Below are 16994 nucleotides of genomic sequence, written 5' to 3'. Positions count from 1 at the left end.
CGAGGTGGCACGGAAATCCGTGCCACCTCGCGGCTATTGTGGGGGAATTGGGCTCCCAGGTGGCCCGTTGAGACCCAGGGGGGCAGGACATGTTCAAGCGCAACCGGCACGGAATCCAGATCAAGACGGCAGAGCAGCTCGAGAAGATGCGGGCGGCGGGCCTGGTGGTGGGGCGTACGCTCGACCTGCTCAAACGCTCCGTCGAGCCCGGCATGACGCCGCTGGACCTCGACATGATCGCCGAGAAGGCGATCAGGGACGAGGGCGCGATCCCGTCGTTCAAGGGGTACCAGGGTTTCCCTGCCACGATCTGCGCGTCGGTCAACGAGGAAGTGGTCCACGGCATCCCGACGAACGCCCGCAAGCTGCGCGAGGGCGACATCATCTCGATCGACTGCGGCGCGATCCTCGAGGGCTGGCACGGCGACTCGGCCGTCACGGTGCCGATCGGCGAGGTCGACCCCAAGCTGACGGAGCTGATGCGCATCACGGAGGAGTCCATGTGGCGCGGCATCGGCGCGCTGACCATCGGCCGCCACCTGTCGGACATCGGCTACGAGGTCGAACGGTACGTCAGGTCGCAGGGCCGCTACGGCATCCCGCAGGAGTACGGCGGCCACGGCATCGGCACCGAGATGCACATGGATCCGTGGATCGCCAACCACGGCAAACCCGGCAGGGGCCCGGCGCTCGAAGAGGGCATGTGCCTGGCCATCGAGCCCATGGTCAACCTGGGCACCGACCGCACCCGGGTGCTGGCCGACGACTGGACCGTGGTGACCGTCGACGGCAAGCAGTCCGCACACTTCGAACACAGCGTCGCCGTGACACATAATGGTCCTTGGGTGCTTACCGCCCTGGATGGGGGCAAAGAGCGCCTGACCCAGCTGGGATTCTGACCGGGAGTGGTGGGATGGCCAACAGCCCCGAGATGCGAGCGTCCGACGCCGACCGCGACCGGGTGGCCGCCATCCTTCGTGAGCACACGGCCCAGGGCCGCATCACGATGGAGGAGTTCAACGAGCGCCTCGAGAACCTCTACAAGAGCAAGACGTACGGCGAGCTGGCCAAGCTGACCTCCGACCTGCCCGACGTCGACCTGCGCCACCGCCCCGCCAAGGTGCAGCCGCAGCCCGTCAAGAAGGGCCGCGTGCATCCCGGCCTGCAGGCGGCCTGGGGAGCCTGGGCCATGGCCAGCGGCATCAACTGGGTCATCTGGCTGATCGTGAGCATCACCTCGGGCGACCCGGTCTATCCGTGGCCGCTGTGGGTCATGGGCCCGTGGGGCGTGATCCTGCTGATGAGCACCATCTTCGGTTCGTCCAGGCCCAAGTCCGACTAGGGCCGCGGCGGCACGGTCAGGTGTCGCGTGCCCGGCGAGCGGGAAGGACGATCCGGTTGCTTACGTCCATCGCAAGGGATGCCCCACATGCCGCCCCGCCTTCAGCTGACCTCCGTGACCGTCGGCACGTCACAACCACGCGAACTCGCTCGCTTCTACGCCCGGCTCCTTGGCTGGCAGGTGGCCGTGGAGGAGGGCCCGGGGCCTGACGAGCCCGAGCAGGCGGGCTGGCTGCTGTTGCGGCCGCCGGCGGGCGAGAACGGTCCCGCCGTCGGCTTCGAGTACGAGCGCGAGTACGTCCGCCCGGTGTGGCCGAGCGAGCCCGGAGCGCAGAACGCCTCCCAGCACCTCGACATCAAGGTCGACGACTTGCCCGCCGCCGTCGAGCACGCGGTGTCCTGCGGGGCGGTCGAGGCGGCGTACCAGCCGCAGGAGAACGTACGCGTGATGCTGGATCCCGACGGACATCCCTTCTGTCTCTTTCTCTGAACGCCTCCAAGTCGTTACCAGATCTTTGACTGGGTAGAGGGAAGGCCTCCCGAATCCTGGAGGTGAGCGACATGGGATGGAGCTACCGCAAGTCGATGAAGTTCGGGCCGTTCCGGCTCAACCTGTCCCGCCGCGGCATGGGCCACAGCTGGGGCAACCGGCTGTTCCGGGTGACCCGCGGGGCCGACGGACGTCGTACGGTCTCGGTCAACCTGCCTGGCGGTTTCCACTGGCGCAAGACCCGCAGCACCCGCTGATCGGTGTGAATAGGTACGGGCCGGGGGCGCCGAGCCGCCGGCCCGTACGCCGGTCACCGGCGTGGCCGGGCTCGGGCACGGCAAACCTGGGGTAGACTGGCGGATGGTTGTGTCAGGACACCTGGCACGCATTTCGCGTTCTGAGCCAAGGTGTCGTACACTCCTTAGTCGGCTCACTATGACCCACACGCGTCGGCGGTCTTTGCCGATCGCCGCTCTCTTCGAAGCGTGAGGTCGCGGCTGCTTAGTGAACCGGAGCCTCAGACGATCGATCAGTGAAACGCGAGGAATTTTGGCCAAGAAAGACGGCGCCATCGAGATCGAGGGCACTGTGGTCGAGTCGCTCCCGAACGCCATGTTCCGGGTGCAGCTCGACAACGGCCATAAGGTCCTGGCCCACATCAGCGGGCGGATGCGGATGCACTACATCCGGATTCTGCCGGACGACCGGGTTGTTGTTGAACTGAGCCCCTACGACCTGACTCGTGGGCGGATCGTCTACCGATACAAGTAAGACGTCTGAGGAACACAAAGGACAATGAAGGTAAAGCCGAGCGTCAAAAAGATCTGCGACAAGTGCAAGGTGATCCGCCGGCACGGTCGCGTCATGGTGATCTGCGACAACCTGCGCCACAAGCAGCGCCAGGGCTAGTCGCCGCAAGGCTTCTCCGAGTCCGCCCCGTCAGGGAGCGGGCTCGACGCATGAGAAGCCTGAAACAGTAATCGCGTGTCACACCCGGGCAGGCGGGCCTTGTCGAAAGGTTCGAACCACTCGGGAGACCCCCGGTCGGAGGCCGGGGCCCTCACCCCGGGCATTGGGGAGGGGCAGTGAGGCGCAAGACCTCCGCCACAGAAGAAGGAGAATGCCCGCCATGGCTCGCCTGGTTGGCGTCGATCTCCCCCGCGACAAGCGGCTGGAGATCGCTCTCACCTACATTTTCGGAATCGGCCGCACCCGCGCCCAGGAGATCCTCCAGGCCACCGGGGTCAGCGGCGACCTCCGCGTCCACCAGCTCTCCGACGCCGAGATCGTCCCGATGCGTGACTACATCGAGGCGAACTACAAGATCGAGGGTGACCTGCGCCGCGAGGTTCAGGCCGACATCCGTCGCAAGATCGAAATCGGTTGCTACCAGGGCATCCGGCACCGGAAGGGCCTGCCGGTCCACGGTCAGCGCACGCAGACCAACGCGCGTACCCGCAAGGGCAAGAAGAAGACCGTCGCCGGCAAGAAGAAGCCCGGTAAGAAGTAGTCCTCGCAGCCGCGGGACCGAAGACCTCAGGAGTTATGGCAAACAATGCCTCCTAAGAGCCGCCAGGGCGCGCCGAAGAAGGTGCGCCGCAAGGAAAAGAAGAACGTCGCTCACGGGCACGCCCACATCAAGAGCACGTTCAACAACACGATCGTCTCGATCACCGACCCGCTGGGCAACGTGATCTCCTGGGCCAGCGCCGGCCACGTGGGTTTCAAGGGCTCCCGTAAGTCCACCCCGTTCGCAGCGCAGATGGCCGCGGAAAACGCCGCTCGCCGCGCCATGGAGCACGGCATGCGCAAGGTCGACGTCTTCGTCAAGGGTCCCGGCTCCGGCCGTGAGACCGCGATCCGCTCGCTGCAGGCCACCGGCCTCGAAGTGGGCTCGATCCAGGACGTCACCCCGGTCCCGCACAACGGCTGCCGTCCGCCGAAGCGCCGCCGCGTCTGAGTTTCCAGGAGATAGAGAAAATGGCTCGTTACACGGGCGCGGACTGCAAGCTCTGCCGTCGCGAGAAGACCAAGCTCTTCCTCAAGGGCAGCAAGTGCGAGTCCGCCAAGTGCCCCATCGAGATCCGTCCGTACCCGCCGGGTGAGCACGGCCGAGGCCGTCCGAAGGACACCGAGTACCAGCTTCAGCTTCGCGAGAAGCAGAAGACCCGCCGCATCTACGGCGTCCTCGAGAAGCAGTTCCACAACTACTACGAGGAAGCCGCCCGTAAGAGCGGTAAGTCGGGTGAGGTGCTGCTCCAGATCCTGGAGAGCCGCCTCGACAACGTCGTCTACCGCGCGGGCTTCGCCCAGTCGCGTGACGCCGCCCGCCAGCAGGTGCGCCACGGCCACATCATGGTGAACGGCAAGAAGGTCGACATCCCGTCCTACCGCGTTCGCGAGCACGACATCATCGAGGTCCGCGAGACCAAGCGCAACCTGCTGCCCTACGAGGTGGCCCGCGCCACCGCCGGTGAGCGCACGGTTCCCGCGTGGCTCGGCGTCGTGCCCGACAAGCTCCGCGTCCTGGTCCACCAGCTGCCGGTCCGCCAGCAGATCGACACCCAGGTCCAGGAGCAGCTCATCGTCGAGTACTACTCGAAGTAGTCACTCGCCTGCCCGGCTCGGGTACGCGTTCGTGCCGTCGCGACGTCCTCGCGTCGGCGCGTACCCGGGCTAGGCTGTTCATCGGAGTGGCGTCATATAGCGGGCGCCACACGAAAAAGGGGAGATCCCACTCATGCTGATCGCTCAGCGCCCGACTCTTCTCGAAGAGTCGATCGACGACACCCGGTCCCGATTCGTCATCGAGCCGCTGGAGCCGGGCTTCGGCTACACCATCGGCAACTCCGTGCGCCGCACGCTGCTGTCGTCCATTCCGGGCGCGGCCGTGACGAGCATTCGCATCGAGGGTGTGCTGCACGAGTTCTCGACCGTTCCCGGGGTCAAGGAAGACGTCACCGACATCATCCTCAACCTCAAGGAACTTGTCGTCTCCTCCGAGCACGACGAGCCGGTCGTGATGTACCTGCGCAAGCAGGGCCCGGGCGAGGTCACCGCCGCCGACATCGCGCCGCCGGCCGGTGTCGAGGTGCACAACCCCGAGCTGCGCATCGCCACGCTCAACGGCAAGGCGAAGCTCGAGATGGAGCTGACCGTCGAGCGCGGTCGCGGCTACGTCTCGGCCGCCCAGAACAAGCAGCCGGGCCAGGAGATCGGCCGCATCCCGATCGACTCGATCTACTCCCCGGTGCTCAAGGTCACCTACAAGGTCGAGGCCACTCGAGTCGAGCAGCGTACCGACTTCGACCGCCTCATCCTCGACGTCGAGACCAAGCCCGCCATGAAGCCCCGCGACGCGGTGGCCTCCGCGGGCAAGACGCTCGTCGAACTCTTCGGCCTGGCCCGCGAGCTCAACGTCGAGGCCGAGGGCATCGACATCGGCCCGTCGCCGACCGACGCCGCCCTGGCCGCCGACCTGGCGCTGCCGATCGAGGAGCTCAACCTCACGGTGCGCTCCTACAACTGCCTCAAGCGCGAGGGCATCCACACCGTGGGCGAGCTCGTCGCGCGCAGCGAGCAGGACCTTCTCGATATAAGGAACTTCGGCGCCAAGTCGATCGAAGAGGTCAAGCAGAAGCTGCACGAGATGTCGCTGGCGCTCAAGGACTCGCCGCCCGGGTTCGACCCGAGCGCGGTGGCCGGCGGCGGTTACGACGACGACGACAGCGCGTACGTCGAGACCGAGCAGTACTGACAACGTCCCGCGCTTTCGTCACCGCGCCTCTCCACGAGGACGGCGGCCGGTTCGCGGACCGGCCGCCGTCCTCGCGAGGCGCGGGGCGGGCGGGTGAACGTAACGGCGTCGCGCGAGCGCGGCGCCGGCCCGACTCCGGTACCTGACACGGCCGGGGCGGGTTAATCCACAAGGAGAGATGAAATGCCCAAGCCCACCAAGGGTGCACGTCTTGGCGGCAGCCCGGCGCACGAGCGGCTGATCCTGGCGAACCTCGCCACCGACCTGTTCCGCCACGGCAGGATCCGCACCACGGTGACCAAGGCCAAGCGCCTGCGTCCGGTGGCGGAGCGCCTGATCACCAAGGCGAAGAAGGGCGACATCCACAACCGTCGCCAGGTCCTGACCGTCATCAGGGACAAAGGCGTCGTGCATCACCTCTTCACCGAGATCGCGACGACGTTCGCCGAGCGGCCCGGTGGCTACACCCGCATCACCAAGATCGGTGCCCGCAAGGGCGACAACGCGCCGATGGCGGTCATCGAGCTGGTGACCGAGCCGATGAGCGGCGTCACCACCCGCCGCACCGAGGCCCCCGCGCCCGCCGCGGAGGAGCCGAAGGCCGAGGAGACCCCGGCTGAGGAGACCCCGGCCAAGGAGACCCCTGCTGAGGAGGCCAAGGCCGAGGCCCCCGAGGCCGCCGCGGAGGAGACCCCGGCCGCCGAGGCCGAGGCGAAGAAGGACGAGGCCTGATCGTTCAGGCCGGCTGAATCGGGCCCGGACCCCTCGCGGGGGTTCGGGCCCTTTTCGTACGAAGGAGGATCATCGTGGTACGGCTCCGCCTCGACCTCGCCTACGACGGGACCGACTTCTCCGGCTGGGCACGGCAGCCGGGACGGCGTACGGTGCAGGGCGAGGTCGAGCAGGCGCTCGGCCGGATCCTGCGCCTGGGCGGGCCCGCCCAGCTGACCGTGGCCGGCCGTACCGACGCCGGGGTGCATGCGCGCGGCCAGGTGTCCCACGTCGACGTGCCGGAGGAGGCCACGGCCGGACTGGACGGCAATCGCGGGCCGCTGAGCGTCGATGAGCGGCTCGCTGCGCTCGTCAGACGGCTGGGCGGGGTTCTGCCCCCTGACGTACGCGTTCATCGGGTCTCCGTGGCTCCTGAGGGCTTCGACGCCCGGTTCTCGGCCCTCTTCCGGAGGTACGCGTACCGCGTGAGCGACGCGGTCGGCGGCGTCGATCCGCTGCGCCGGCGCGAGGTCGTCTGGCACAACCGGCCGCTCGACGACGGCGCGCTCAACGCGGCCGCCGCGCGGCTGATCGGCGACCACGACTTCGCCGCGTTCTGCAAGAAGCGCGAAGGCGCCACCACGATCAGGGAACTGCAGCGCCTCGACTGGGTACGCGAGCCGGACGGCACCCTCGTGGCCACCGTCGTCGCCGACGCGTTCTGCCACTCCATGGTGCGGGCCCTGGTCGGCTCCCTGCTGGCCGCCGGTGATGGCCGGCGGCCGGTGGAATGGCCGGGCGAGGTGCTCACCAGGGCCGTACGCGACTCGGGCGTGCACGTGGCCCCCGCCCACGGCCTGTGCCTGGAGGAGGTGGGCTATCCGCCGGACGCGGACCTCGCCGCGCGGGCCGAGGCCACCCGGCGGGTGCGTACGCCGGCGGGGTCAGCCGCCGGTGACGCGGCGCTCGAGAACGAGTGACGTCTCGTCGCGGAAGGCCCCGCTCACCTTGGGCAGCGTACTCTCCTTGGACGACGGGGTGTGGCCGTCGGCGTGGGTGGCGTAACTGAAGACGATGTAGCGCCCCCACACCAGGCCGGCCGCGTAGCCGCCCGCGATGTGCACCCGCTCGCCGCCCGAACCCTCACCGCCGGAGAGCGGGCGGAACCAGACGTTGCGCGACAGGTTCTTCTCCTGGTCGACCGCCTCGGCCGCGGCCTTGTCAGGCAGCACGGCGATGCCCGTGGTCACGGCGTAACGCTTCTTCCTGTCGACGTACGTGGCCCTCAGCACGCGGCTGCACTTCTGTTCCCGAAGGGCCTCGGCGAAGGCTCCCATGGCCGCCTTGTCGCAGGCCGTCTGGATGTCGGCCTTGACCCGGGTGAACGTCGCACCGGCCGCGCTCACCCTCTTGCCGGGGAAAGCCTCCGACAACGACAACTTCTGCGGGTCGGTGCGCTCGGAGTTGAGCACGGACGTGCCCTCCGCGGACGGCGGCGAGGCGGCCGCCTCCGAGCTCGGCTGGGCGGACGCGCTCGGCCGGGCGGCGGCGGTCGTCGGCGCCGGGTCGCTCACGGCCTGCCAGGCGAAGAACCCGCCGGTGGCCACGCCCGCCAGGGCCAGCGCGCCGAGCGTGACGAGCAGGGCGCGCTTGCTCCTGCCCGGCGACGCGGGGGGCGGTGGCGGAGCCTGGAACGGGGGTTGTTTGAACGCTCCAGAGGGGAAGGCGGGGGCGCCGGCCGGTGGCGTGGGCGCGTCGTGCTTTTGTCCCCATGTGTCCTGGGAGAAGGGCAGGTCGGGGAGTTTGTTCTCTTCCCGCTCGGGGGTGAGGGGCGGCCAGACGGGTACGTCGCCCGGCTCGGCCGGGCGGCGGGCCGCCACGCCCGGCTCGTCACCGCGCTGTGGCTGCTCCTGGCCGCCGCATCGGCGCTGCTGCTGCCCGGCCTTATGCAACGGCTCAGCCCGCCCTCGCTGGAGGTGCCGGGCTCGCGATCCGCGCAGGCCGCCGCGGCCATCGCCCGCGGACTGCCGGAACTGGGCACGGAACAGATGCTGCTGGCCTTCTCCTCGGAAAGCCTGCACGCCGACGAACCCCGCTTCCAGCAGGCGATGGCCGCCACAGTGGACGCGCTGGCCGCCCGCCCCGACCTCGGCGCGCTGCTGCCCCTGCCCGACACCGACGGCGGCCACCCCCGCCACGCCTACGTGCTGGCCGGCGTGCACGGCGACGAACTCACCCGCCAGCGCAACCTGCCCGGCCAGCTCGCGAACGCGCGCCACGCCGTCCGGCAGGCCTCGGCAGGCACGGTCAGCGTGACGATCGTGGGCGTCAGCCGCGCCTTCGCACAGCTCGCGCACACCGACCTGGCCGACCTGCGCTCGATGGAGGCCGTGACCATCCCGGTGGCGGCGCTGCTGCTGGTGTTCGGGCTCGGCACGGTGGGCGCGGCGGCGGTCCCGCTGGCGGTGGGCGGCGCGGCGATCACGACCGCCACGGGCGCGCTCGCTGCGGCGGCCACGCTCACGCCCGTCGACTCCACCATGCTCACCTACACCCTCACCATGTCGCTGGGCCTGGGGCTGGACTACACACTGCTGATCCTGCTGCGCTACCGCCAGGCCCGGCGCGCGGGACTGGCGCCCGCGGCGGCGGCCGGACGCGCCACCGCGACCGCCGGCAGCACGGTCACCTGGTGCGGGGCCGTCATCATGGTCACCTCGTGCGCGCTGCTGCTCGTCGGCGTGCCGTGGGCACACTCCCTGGCACTGGCGGGCATGCTGGCCGCGCTCGTCACCCTCGCGGCCGCGCTGACCCTCGCGCCCGCGCTGCTGACCCTGCTGGACCGCCGGCTGCACTGGGGCCAGGTGCCCAGGCTGCGGCCCGCCCCGCACACCACACGACAGCCCGCGTGGCTACGCGGCGCCGAACATCTGATGAAAAGACCCGGCCGGTACGCGCTGGCGGCCGTCACCGTCCTGCTGCTGACCGCCGCACCGGCCCTGCACCTGCGGCTCGGCCTGCACTACGACCGGGACGCGATGGCCGGCACCGACATCGGCACGGGCCTGGCCGACATGGAGCGGGACGGGGTCGCCGGGCTGACCGCCCTGGCGCTGCCCCACCCCGGCCACACCGCCCCGGTCGACACCTTCGCCTTCGGCCGGGCCCTGAGCGCCGACCCGCGCGTGTCGGTGAGCACCGTACTCGACAACGGCAAGGACCTGACCGTCATGCTGATCGCCGCCAGACCCGCCCCCGACAGCGACGCCGCGGCGGACTTCCAGCGCGACCTGGACGCCCTGGCCGGGCGCCTGCTGCCCGCCGGCCAGCAGATCCTGGCCACCGGGCCGACGGCCAGGCTCACCGACCTGGCCCGCGGCGCGCTCGACGGCCTGTGGCGGGTGCTGGCGGCGGTGCTGCTGGCCTCGTCCGCCCTGCTGCTCATCGTCTTCCGCAGCCTGCTCATCCCGCTGAAGGCGCTGGCCATGAACCTGCTGTGCGTCTGCGCCACCTTCGGGCTGCTCACCGTCGTCTTCCAGGACCTGCCCGGGCACGGCGCCGACATCAACGTCCTGCTGCCGCTGATCGTCTTCACCATCGTCTTCGGCCTGTCCCTCGACTACGAGGTCTTCCTCGTCCACCGCATCGCCGAGCACTACCGCCGCGACCGCGACAACACCGCCGCCGTCCTGCACGGACTGCGGCACACGGCACGCCCCATCACGCTGGCCGCCGCCATCATGGCCGTCACCTTCGGCGGCCTGATGTTCACCCGGCGCCTCGACTTCCAGCAGGGCGGGTTCGCGGTGGCCGCCGCCATCGTCATCGACGCCACAATCATCCGGATGGTGCTGGTCCCCTCCCTGATGCGGCTGCTGGGGCACCGCAACTGGTGGCTGCCCGGATCACGCCCCTGACAGGATGAGTGGGGCGGCCGATCCCACGCCGCCCACGCCGCCGACGGCGCCGGCGCCGGTCAGCGCCGCAGGAAAGCCCGTACGGCCGGCACCAGCCGCTCATGGGCGTCCTCCAGCACGTAGTGCCCGGCATCGCGGAAAGCGTGGATCTCGGCCCCCGGCAGACGCCGCCGCCACTCGCGCAGCATGACCGGGTCGAACACCGGGTCACGCAACCCCCACCCGATCAGCACGGGCCGCTCGGCGAAGGCGGCCAGACTCTCCCCGGCCCGCACCAGCAGCGGCCACGACCGGTCGCCGGGGCCGAACGGGATGTCGTGCACGAACCGCTGCACCGCCACCCGGTGCCCCCCACGGTCGTCGGGCGCCAGGAACGCCGCCCGCACATCACCGGGCAGCCGCCTGCGCAGCCCGAACGGCGCCAGTGTGGCCAGGCGGGCGAAAGCGTGATGACGCAGGAACAACCGCTCGCCCAGACGGGTCTCCCGCAACAACCACAGCGGCAGCCGCAGCGCCGGCCGCACCCGCGGTCCGTGCGGATTGGGAAACGCCGCGGTGTTGAGCACCACCAGCCGGGCCACCCGGCCAGGATGACGCCCCGCCCACGCCATGCCGATCGGGCCGCCCCAGTCGTGCATCACCAGCGTCCACCCGCGGTCAGGCACACCCCGCTCGGCGATGAGGTGGCAGGTGAACGCGTCGAGATCGTCCACCCGCGCGGCCAGCGTGTACGGGTAACGCCCCCGGCCCGGCTTGTCCGACAGGCCCATCCCGATGTGGTCGGGCGCGATGCAGCGGTGCTCGCCGCGCAGCGCCACGATCAGCCGCCGCCACAGGTAACTCCACGACGGGTTGCCGTGCAGCATCAGCACGGGCGCCCCGTCACCCTCGTCCAGGTAGTGCTGGCGCAGCCCGTCACGGGCGAACCAGCGGGAGACGAACGGGTAACCGGGAAAACTCGGGACAGGGCCGGGCATCGGGACCTCAGAACGGGTTCGGCGGCACGGGCGGGCGGTCGGCGGACGGGTGAGCGGCGCCGTACACGCTTGTGCTGCCCGGTCCCGCGCTGTGCGGTCCCGCGCTGCACCGGCCCGAAAGCTGCGCGGACAGGTGGGCGGCGAGCCTGGCCAGGCCGTCGGCCGTGCTGACGCGCGGCACGTAACCGAGGTCGCGGCGCGCGGCGGAGATATCGAACCAGTGAGAGGTCGTCGCCTGGACGGCGGCGAGCCGCGTGACCGGGGGCTGCGCGCGCACGCGGGCGAGCCGGTAAGCGTACTCGACCGCCGCCGCCCCCGCCCTTGCCACACGGGCCGGAACGTGCCGGGTCACCGGCGGCAGGCCGGCCGCCGCCAGCAGCCCGTTGACCCAGCCGGCCACCGTGACCGGCTCGTCCTGAGTGATGAAGTACGCGCGGCCGGCGACCGGCGAACCCGGGGCCAGCGCGTCCAGCGCCAGCACGTGCGCCTCCGCCGCGTTGTCGATGTAGACCGTGTCGATGCGTTTGCCCGGAGCGCGCGGCAGAACCAGCAGACCACGCCGCGCCTGCTCGACGAACCTGGGCAGGAAGTGCGGGTCCCCCGGCCCCCAGATCAGGTGCGGCCGCAGCGCCACGGTGGCCAGCCGGTCGCCGCCGGCGGCCAGCACGATCCGTTCGGCGATCGCCTTGCTCGCCGGATAGTGAGCCAGGAAACGGCGGGCGTAGGGCACCGACTCGTCCACACCCTCCAGGTCCCGTCCCTCGTGCACCACGCTGGGCGAGGAAGCGTGCACCAGCCGGGTGACCCCCGCCCGCAGGCAGGCATCGACCACGTTCGCCGTACCCACCACGTTGACCGACCGGTAGGCGTGCGCAGGCCCCCACATCCCGGCGAGGGCGGCGCAGTGCACGACCGCCTCGCACCCCGCCACAGCGGACCGCACGCCCTCCGGATCACGGATGTCCCCGGCGAGCTGGACGACGCCCAGCGCGTCCAGCGCCGGATAGCGGCGCCGGCTCAGCGTCACCACGTCCTCCCCCCGTACGGCAAGCAGCCGGCACACCGCCTGGCCGAGAAACCCCCCGCCGCCCGTCACCAGCACCTTCACCGCTCACCACCGCCCAGCCTGCGCGCCGCCCAGCCGGCCAGCAGCGGGCGGCGGATCTTGCTGGCGTGCCGGACGTCCATCGGGAAACCTGGGTGGACCAGCACGTGCCCGATGCCGGCGACCGCGGCGGCCCGTACCCGTTCGACCACGTCGCGGCGCTCCCGCCGCGACATGCCAGGCTCGCACTCCACGCACAACACCGGACGCTGGCCCCCCGGCGGCCCGACCCCCACCAGCGCGCTGCGGTACACGCCCGGCACCTCGTTGACGACCGGCTCGACCTGATCGGTGTACAGCTCACCGCCGGCGGTGCGCACCCGTTCGCTCTTACGGCCGGCGAACCACAACCGCCCCCGCTCGTCCTGCCAGCCGAGGTCCCCCATGCGGTGCACTGCCTCGCCACCGTCGTCGATACGGGCCAGCGCGCTCTCGCGCGGGCGGGCCAGGTACGGGTCGCTGACGGCGGGACCGGCCACGGTGATCTCCCCCACCGCGCCCGGCGGCACCACCAGATCGTCCGACCAGCGCGGGATCGCCTCGTCGGTGATGCCGATGACCCGCACCCGGTTGCCCGGCAGCACAGCACCCAGGCAGGTGCCGGCCCCCCGCACGGTGTCGGCCGCCGTCTCCGCCAGTTCGGCCCCGTCCGCCACGGCGACCAGCAGGCACTCGGTCGAGCCGTACACCGAACGCACCTCGGCGCGCGCGGGCAGGCACCGCTGGGCGCGACGCAGCACCGGGAACGGCAGCGGCGCACCCGCGGTGAGCACGATCTCCAGACTGTCCAGGACCTGCCCGTGGCGCTCGCAGTGGCGGGTGAGCCGATCCAGCAGCGCCGGCGCGGCGAACAGGCCCCGCACGCCGTGGGCGGCGATGGAGCCCGCCATGGCGGCCGGATCGGTACGCTCCGGACGGCGCAGATCGATCCGCGGAATGACCGAGGCGCACCCGATCGCCGGCGCCGCCACCGCGAACGGCAGGAAGGTCGAATACACCGTCGCCCCCGGCTCCAGCGCCCCCAGGCGCGCCAGCAGCCCCGTCTGCCCGGCCAGGTGCCGGTGGCGGAACGGCACCCCCTTGGGCACCCCCGTCGAGCCGGAGGTGAACGCGATCAACGCCAGGTCGTCGGCGCACGACACCTGCGGGCCCGCCGCGGCGACCGGCGGCCCACCGACGCGCAGACGGTCACGAACCCGGCCGAACCACAACGCGTACGTGGCGAACGTGACAGTGGCGACCACGCTGTCACGCGCCCAGCCCAGCACCACCCGCGCCAGATGAGCGCGCGGAACCGCGATGAACGCCTCCACGGCCGCCTCCCGCAGGCAGGCGCCGATGGCGCGTGCCCCGAGCCCCGGATCGACCAGGACGGGCACGGCCCGCAGCCGGAGCAGGCCCAGCACCACCGCCACCAGATCCCGCCCCGGCGGGATCATCACCGCGGCCCGCGTCCCCGCCGTCACCCCGGCGCGGGCCAGCCTGGCCGCGGCCTGCGTGACAAGCTCGTCGAGCCTGCCGTAGGTCAGCGTCTCGGCGCGGCGGCGCCCATCGACACGGCACGCGACCGTGTCCGGCCGGGCGCGCATCCAGTGTTCGGTCATCGCCACGACGTCGAAGAGCGGGGTGGTCACACATCACCTCTCACAACTCGTTTTGGATCACTCACTGGGCGGTAACTATCCGTAGCAGAACGCCACTTACAGTGATTGGACTTGACATGCGCCGACTCATCACCGTCCTCGCCTCCGCAGCCGCCGGAACCGCCCTCATGATCGCCACAGCAGGGCCCGCCTTCAGCATCTCGATCGTCGACTGCGTGCTCGGCACCGGCGTCGTCCTGCCCAGCCCCACCAGCACGACCCGCCTGGCCTGCTACGGCGGCACCTTCCACGGCCAGCCCGTGGGCGGGATCGCCTGACAGGCCGGCTCAACAGGGCACGGCCTCCAGGAAAGGCATGTCCTTGGGCAACCCGCCGCCGAAGACCCCAAGCGTCGGCGCCGCCGCTCCTGGAGGCGGCGCCGAGGCCACCACGCCCGGCGCCGCACCGGCCGTGGCACCCGCCACGAGAGCGGGCGCGACCAGCCGCGCCAGGGCCAGGGCGACACTGTCGACCGGAACGTTGATGCAGATCTTGCCCTGGCCCTCCACCGTGTCCGCTGTCTCCTCCGCCGTGTCCTCCGCCGTGTCCTCCAGTGTGTCCTCCACCGACCCGTCAAGCTGCGCGTCGGCCGGCGGAGACAGCTTCGTCAGGGGCGCGGCCGACGGCGTGACCGACGGCGGCGCGGTCACCGGAGGCGCGATCACCGGAACGCCGGCGACCGCCGGACCCGCCAAGACACCGGCGAGCACGGCACCGCCGCAAACACCGGCCAGAACAGAAACACGCACGACAAACCCTCCAGTCAGCACGGCGAGAAAATCAAAGTGGCGTTGTGACCGCCGAAGCCGAACGAATTCGACAGCACCGGCCCCGACGGGATCGACCGCACCCGCCCGACGACGTCCACGTCGCACCGCGGATCCACGTGGTCAAGGTTCGCCGTGGGCGGAACGGCCCGCGCCCGCAACCCCAGCACCGCCGCCACCGCCTCGATGGCGCCCGCCGCGGCGATGGCATGCCCGGTAACCCCCTTGACCGACGTGACCGGAACCCTCGCCGCGCCGAACACCCGATCGATCGCCTGAGCCTCGGTCAAGTCGTTGAGCGGCGTACCCGTCCCGTGCGCGCTGACGTGCACGATCTCCTCAGCAGCCAGCCCCGCGTCCGCCAGCGCCGCGCGCATGCAACGAGCGGCGCCCTCGCCCTCCGGCGACGGCGCGGTCAGATGGTGCCCGTCGGAGGTGGAGCCGTAGCCGGTCAGCTCGGCGTACACATGGGCGCCCCGGCGCACGGCGTGCTCAAAACTCTCCAGTACGACGAAGGCCGCGCCCTCCGCCAGCACGAAACCATCCCGATCCCGATCGAACGGACGACTGGCACGCTCAGGCGCCTCGTTACGCTGCGACAGGACCTGGCACCGCCGGAAGCCCAGCAGCACCGTCGGAGTGATGCAGGCCTCGGCACCGCCGGCGACCACCACATCAGCGAACCCGCCGCGCACCAACCGGCCCGCCTCCCCGATCGCATGAGAACCGGAGGCGCAGGCCGTCTCCACCGACAGGCTGGGCCCCCGCAGGCCGTGGTGGATGCTGATCGCCGCCGCCGCCGAATTGTGCATGGCCATCGGCACGGTCAGCGGACCCGGAGCACCCCGTTCAAGATGCCGCCCCCCGAGCATGGCCGCCTCGTCCGTCGTCCTGCCGCCGAAGCACGTACCGGTCACCACCCCCCGCCGCTCCGCCGGCGCCCGCAAGGCGCCCGCGTCGCACAGCGCGTCCGTGGCGGCGCACAACGCCAGCTGACTCATCCGGTCGAGCCGCGACGCCTGCTTGGCCGACACGTACGCCTCGACGTCCAGGCCCTCGACCTGGCAGGCGAAACCGACACCCAGCCCCTCGGTGTCGAACGAGGTGATCGCACGGGCGGTGGACCGGCCGGCCAGCAGCGTGTCCCACAACTCCTTCGGATGCGCGCCGGCCGGAGTACGCACGCCCAGGCCGGTCACCGCCACCCGTACCGCGGACTGCCTCACACCGACCCGCCCAGCAGCACGCGCGCCTTGGCGATCACATCGCCCACCGACCGTACGTCGGTGAGGGTCTCACGCGGCAGAGGCCCCCACTTCTCCTCCAGCGCCACATGCAGCTCGGCCAGGTCCAGGCTGTCGGCCTCCAGGTCCTCACGCAGCAGCGCGTCCCCGGTCACCCTGGCCGGGTCGACCTTCAAGATCTGTGCACAGTGCTCGCGCACCACGGTCGCGATGTCGTCCTCAGTCACGGCGAACTCCCCTCCAGGACGCGGCCGCCCATGTCACCCAGCGTCGCCGATACAGCGACAACTGATCACACGTGGCACGGCGTCCGCCGTTAAGGAGTCGATCAAGTTTTCCCGACGGGCGCTGCGCTCACCAGCCCGCGCCACACCCGCTCCTATCGTGGGCCCCACCTCGGAACGATCACCGAGCGTCACCGACCATCAGGACAAAGGAGACGACATGCCCGTTCTCAAGCGCGCAGCCGCGGCCACAGCCGCGGCGGCGGCGATGCTGACCGCCGCCCCCGCCGCCGCCACATCCCAGGAGACCCTGCTCACCTGCCAGGTCGCCACCACCGCCGAACGACCCATCACCTTCAACCCGCCGGTCAGGTTCCTGCCCCACACCGTGACCGCCCAGGCCGGCCTCGCGCTGACCGGCTGCACCGCCTCCTCGGGCACCGGCATACGCTCAGGCGTCATGACCGTCCGCAGCACCGGCCGCGCCTCCTGCGCCGGCGTGCAGGACATACGCGGCAAAGGCACCATCACCTGGTACGGCGCCGACGGCCGCAAAATCGGCACCTCCACCCTGCGGCCATCGGTGGAAAAGCTGACCGGCTACAACCCCGGCGACATGCTCCTCAGCGGACGGGTCACCAAAGGCCGCCTGGCCGGAAGCAAGGTGACCGGCACCGCCACCCCCACCTCCACCGTCAGCACCTGCGCCACGAAGGGGCTCGCCACCATCCACGGCAAAGGCACGATCACCTTCCTCGCCTGACCACCACACCCGGCCGCACGACGGCCCCGCCGTCACCGGCGGCCGGAACTCCCCC

The 16994-nt window shown here is 70.9% G+C and carries 22 protein-coding genes; 15 read left to right on the top strand and 7 right to left on the bottom strand.

Annotated features, from left to right (window positions below; genetic code table 11):
- Window positions 1-89: 89 nt before the first annotated feature.
- From map to truA, 12 genes are all read left to right on the top strand, one after another.
- Complete coding sequence (map, locus tag GUY59_RS28670; RefSeq protein ID WP_132337039.1) at window positions 90-899, top strand: type I methionyl aminopeptidase; 810 nt, start codon at window positions 90-92, stop codon at window positions 897-899.
- Between the two features lie 14 nt (window positions 900-913).
- Window positions 914-1342 (top strand): DUF1707 SHOCT-like domain-containing protein, encoded by a 429-nt coding sequence (locus tag GUY59_RS28665; protein ID WP_138205211.1) that lies wholly within the window; start codon window positions 914-916, stop codon window positions 1340-1342.
- 87 nt (window positions 1343-1429) lie between these two features.
- Window positions 1430-1831 (top strand): VOC family protein, encoded by a 402-nt coding sequence (locus GUY59_RS28660; RefSeq protein WP_138205213.1) that lies wholly within the window; start codon window positions 1430-1432, stop codon window positions 1829-1831.
- A gap of 71 nt (window positions 1832-1902) precedes the next feature.
- The gene (locus tag GUY59_RS28655; RefSeq protein ID WP_132337045.1) at window positions 1903-2088 is read left to right on the top strand and encodes a DUF4236 domain-containing protein; all 186 of its coding nucleotides are present in this window, start codon (window positions 1903-1905) and stop codon (window positions 2086-2088) included.
- A 292-nt stretch (window positions 2089-2380) separates the two neighbouring features.
- Window positions 2381-2602 (top strand): translation initiation factor IF-1, encoded by a 222-nt coding sequence (gene infA / locus GUY59_RS28650; RefSeq protein WP_030451477.1) that lies wholly within the window; start codon window positions 2381-2383, stop codon window positions 2600-2602.
- Window positions 2603-2626: 24 nt separating this feature from the next.
- Window positions 2627-2740: a 50S ribosomal protein L36 gene (gene rpmJ, locus GUY59_RS28645; RefSeq protein ID WP_003956441.1), complete on the top strand. Its 114-nt coding sequence runs from the start codon at window positions 2627-2629 to the stop codon at window positions 2738-2740.
- A gap of 220 nt (window positions 2741-2960) precedes the next feature.
- The gene (gene rpsM, locus GUY59_RS28640) at window positions 2961-3341 is read left to right on the top strand and encodes a 30S ribosomal protein S13 (protein WP_132337047.1); all 381 of its coding nucleotides are present in this window, start codon (window positions 2961-2963) and stop codon (window positions 3339-3341) included.
- 45 nt (window positions 3342-3386) lie between these two features.
- Window positions 3387-3791, top strand: a complete 405-nt coding sequence (gene rpsK, locus GUY59_RS28635; protein ID WP_132337049.1) for a 30S ribosomal protein S11 — start codon at window positions 3387-3389, stop codon at window positions 3789-3791.
- A 20-nt stretch (window positions 3792-3811) separates the two neighbouring features.
- Window positions 3812-4438 carry a 30S ribosomal protein S4 gene (rpsD, locus tag GUY59_RS28630; protein WP_132337051.1) on the top strand — a complete coding sequence of 209 codons (627 nt, stop codon included), beginning with the start codon at window positions 3812-3814 and terminating at the stop codon, window positions 4436-4438.
- A gap of 133 nt (window positions 4439-4571) precedes the next feature.
- Complete coding sequence (locus GUY59_RS28625) at window positions 4572-5588, top strand: DNA-directed RNA polymerase subunit alpha (RefSeq protein WP_132337053.1); 1017 nt, start codon at window positions 4572-4574, stop codon at window positions 5586-5588.
- A gap of 183 nt (window positions 5589-5771) precedes the next feature.
- Window positions 5772-6320 carry a 50S ribosomal protein L17 gene (gene rplQ, locus GUY59_RS28620; protein ID WP_138205215.1) on the top strand — a complete coding sequence of 183 codons (549 nt, stop codon included), beginning with the start codon at window positions 5772-5774 and terminating at the stop codon, window positions 6318-6320.
- 74 nt (window positions 6321-6394) lie between these two features.
- Entirely contained in the window at window positions 6395-7279 is an 885-nt protein-coding gene (gene truA, locus GUY59_RS28615; protein WP_132337057.1) for a tRNA pseudouridine(38-40) synthase TruA, read from the top strand.
- Here truA and GUY59_RS28610 read toward each other — a convergent pair.
- Window positions 7244-8251 carry a hypothetical protein gene (locus GUY59_RS28610; RefSeq protein ID WP_161714747.1) on the bottom strand — a complete coding sequence of 336 codons (1008 nt, stop codon included), beginning with the start codon at window positions 8249-8251 and terminating at the stop codon, window positions 7244-7246. The two genes, truA and GUY59_RS28610, sit on opposite strands and share 36 nt — an antisense overlap.
- Between GUY59_RS28610 and GUY59_RS28605 the strand changes: the two genes are divergently transcribed.
- Window positions 8246-10216: an MMPL family transporter gene (locus GUY59_RS28605; RefSeq protein WP_161714746.1), complete on the top strand. Its 1971-nt coding sequence runs from the start codon at window positions 8246-8248 to the stop codon at window positions 10214-10216. The two genes, GUY59_RS28610 and GUY59_RS28605, sit on opposite strands and share 6 nt — an antisense overlap.
- Before the next feature lie 59 nt (window positions 10217-10275).
- On the opposite strand, the gene GUY59_RS28600 is transcribed toward GUY59_RS28605, so the two are convergent.
- The 3 genes from GUY59_RS28600 to GUY59_RS28590 are packed head-to-tail and all read right to left on the bottom strand — an operon-like array spanning window position 10276 to window position 13932.
- Complete coding sequence (locus GUY59_RS28600) at window positions 10276-11193, bottom strand: alpha/beta fold hydrolase (RefSeq protein ID WP_138208237.1); 918 nt, start codon at window positions 11191-11193, stop codon at window positions 10276-10278.
- Between the two features lie 7 nt (window positions 11194-11200).
- A complete protein-coding gene (locus GUY59_RS28595) occupies window positions 11201-12301 on the bottom strand; it encodes an NAD-dependent epimerase/dehydratase family protein (RefSeq protein ID WP_138208238.1) in 1101 nt (366 codons plus the stop codon).
- Complete coding sequence (locus GUY59_RS28590; RefSeq protein ID WP_201761452.1) at window positions 12298-13932, bottom strand: fatty acid CoA ligase family protein; 1635 nt, start codon at window positions 13930-13932, stop codon at window positions 12298-12300. The genes GUY59_RS28595 and GUY59_RS28590 overlap by 4 nt, the downstream gene beginning before the upstream one ends.
- Before the next feature lie 86 nt (window positions 13933-14018).
- Here GUY59_RS28590 and GUY59_RS28585 point away from each other — a divergent pair, with 86 nt between their 5' ends.
- Complete coding sequence (locus GUY59_RS28585) at window positions 14019-14219, top strand: hypothetical protein (protein ID WP_132339987.1); 201 nt, start codon at window positions 14019-14021, stop codon at window positions 14217-14219.
- Between the two features lie 9 nt (window positions 14220-14228).
- Here GUY59_RS28585 and GUY59_RS28580 read toward each other — a convergent pair whose 3' ends face one another.
- From GUY59_RS28580 to GUY59_RS28570, 3 genes are read right to left on the bottom strand one after another with little or no spacing between them, the layout of a single operon-like run.
- Window positions 14229-14711: a hypothetical protein gene (locus GUY59_RS28580; protein WP_138208239.1), complete on the bottom strand. Its 483-nt coding sequence runs from the start codon at window positions 14709-14711 to the stop codon at window positions 14229-14231.
- The gene (locus GUY59_RS28575) at window positions 14705-15934 is read right to left on the bottom strand and encodes a beta-ketoacyl-[acyl-carrier-protein] synthase family protein (RefSeq protein ID WP_138208240.1); all 1230 of its coding nucleotides are present in this window, start codon (window positions 15932-15934) and stop codon (window positions 14705-14707) included. Before GUY59_RS28575 ends, GUY59_RS28580 begins: the two co-directional genes overlap by 7 nt.
- The gene (locus GUY59_RS28570) at window positions 15931-16179 is read right to left on the bottom strand and encodes an acyl carrier protein (RefSeq protein WP_201761451.1); all 249 of its coding nucleotides are present in this window, start codon (window positions 16177-16179) and stop codon (window positions 15931-15933) included. The genes GUY59_RS28575 and GUY59_RS28570 overlap by 4 nt, the downstream gene beginning before the upstream one ends.
- Before the next feature lie 217 nt (window positions 16180-16396).
- Between GUY59_RS28570 and GUY59_RS28565 the strand changes: the two genes are divergently transcribed.
- Window positions 16397-16939 (top strand): hypothetical protein, encoded by a 543-nt coding sequence (locus tag GUY59_RS28565; RefSeq protein WP_138208241.1) that lies wholly within the window; start codon window positions 16397-16399, stop codon window positions 16937-16939.
- Window positions 16940-16994: the final 55 nt, after the last annotated feature.

Origin of the sequence: Nonomuraea sp. K271 (assembly GCF_009908215.1) — a bacterium.
Classification (GTDB): Bacteria; Actinomycetota; Actinomycetes; order Streptosporangiales; family Streptosporangiaceae; genus Nonomuraea; species Nonomuraea longispora.
Note: the sequence above shows the minus strand (reverse complement) of the source record. Positions and strands in the feature narration are given on the sequence as shown.

Excerpts from the sequence above, each read along its gene's own strand:
- rpsK (WP_132337049.1), top strand. The coding sequence starts at position 3,387 with ATGCCTCCTAAGAGCCGCCAGGGCGCGCCGAAGAAGGTGCGCCGCAAG.
- rpmJ (WP_003956441.1), top strand. The coding sequence starts at position 2,627 with ATGAAGGTAAAGCCGAGCGTCAAAAAGATCTGCGACAAGTGCAAGGTG.
- GUY59_RS28655 (WP_132337045.1), top strand. The coding sequence starts at position 1,903 with ATGGGATGGAGCTACCGCAAGTCGATGAAGTTCGGGCCGTTCCGGCTC.
- map (WP_132337039.1), top strand. The coding sequence starts at position 90 with ATGTTCAAGCGCAACCGGCACGGAATCCAGATCAAGACGGCAGAGCAG.
- GUY59_RS28600 (WP_138208237.1), bottom strand. The coding sequence starts at position 11,193 with ATGCCCGGCCCTGTCCCGAGTTTTCCCGGTTACCCGTTCGTCTCCCGC.
- GUY59_RS28565 (WP_138208241.1), top strand. The coding sequence starts at position 16,397 with ATGCCCGTTCTCAAGCGCGCAGCCGCGGCCACAGCCGCGGCGGCGGCG.
- GUY59_RS28625 (WP_132337053.1), top strand. The coding sequence starts at position 4,572 with ATGCTGATCGCTCAGCGCCCGACTCTTCTCGAAGAGTCGATCGACGAC.
- GUY59_RS28665 (WP_138205211.1), top strand. The coding sequence starts at position 914 with ATGGCCAACAGCCCCGAGATGCGAGCGTCCGACGCCGACCGCGACCGG.
- GUY59_RS28660 (WP_138205213.1), top strand. The coding sequence starts at position 1,430 with ATGCCGCCCCGCCTTCAGCTGACCTCCGTGACCGTCGGCACGTCACAA.
- rpsD (WP_132337051.1), top strand. The coding sequence starts at position 3,812 with ATGGCTCGTTACACGGGCGCGGACTGCAAGCTCTGCCGTCGCGAGAAG.
- rpsM (WP_132337047.1), top strand. The coding sequence starts at position 2,961 with ATGGCTCGCCTGGTTGGCGTCGATCTCCCCCGCGACAAGCGGCTGGAG.
- GUY59_RS28585 (WP_132339987.1), top strand. The coding sequence starts at position 14,019 with ATGCGCCGACTCATCACCGTCCTCGCCTCCGCAGCCGCCGGAACCGCC.
- GUY59_RS28605 (WP_161714746.1), top strand. The coding sequence starts at position 8,246 with ATGCAACGGCTCAGCCCGCCCTCGCTGGAGGTGCCGGGCTCGCGATCC.
- rplQ (WP_138205215.1), top strand. The coding sequence starts at position 5,772 with ATGCCCAAGCCCACCAAGGGTGCACGTCTTGGCGGCAGCCCGGCGCAC.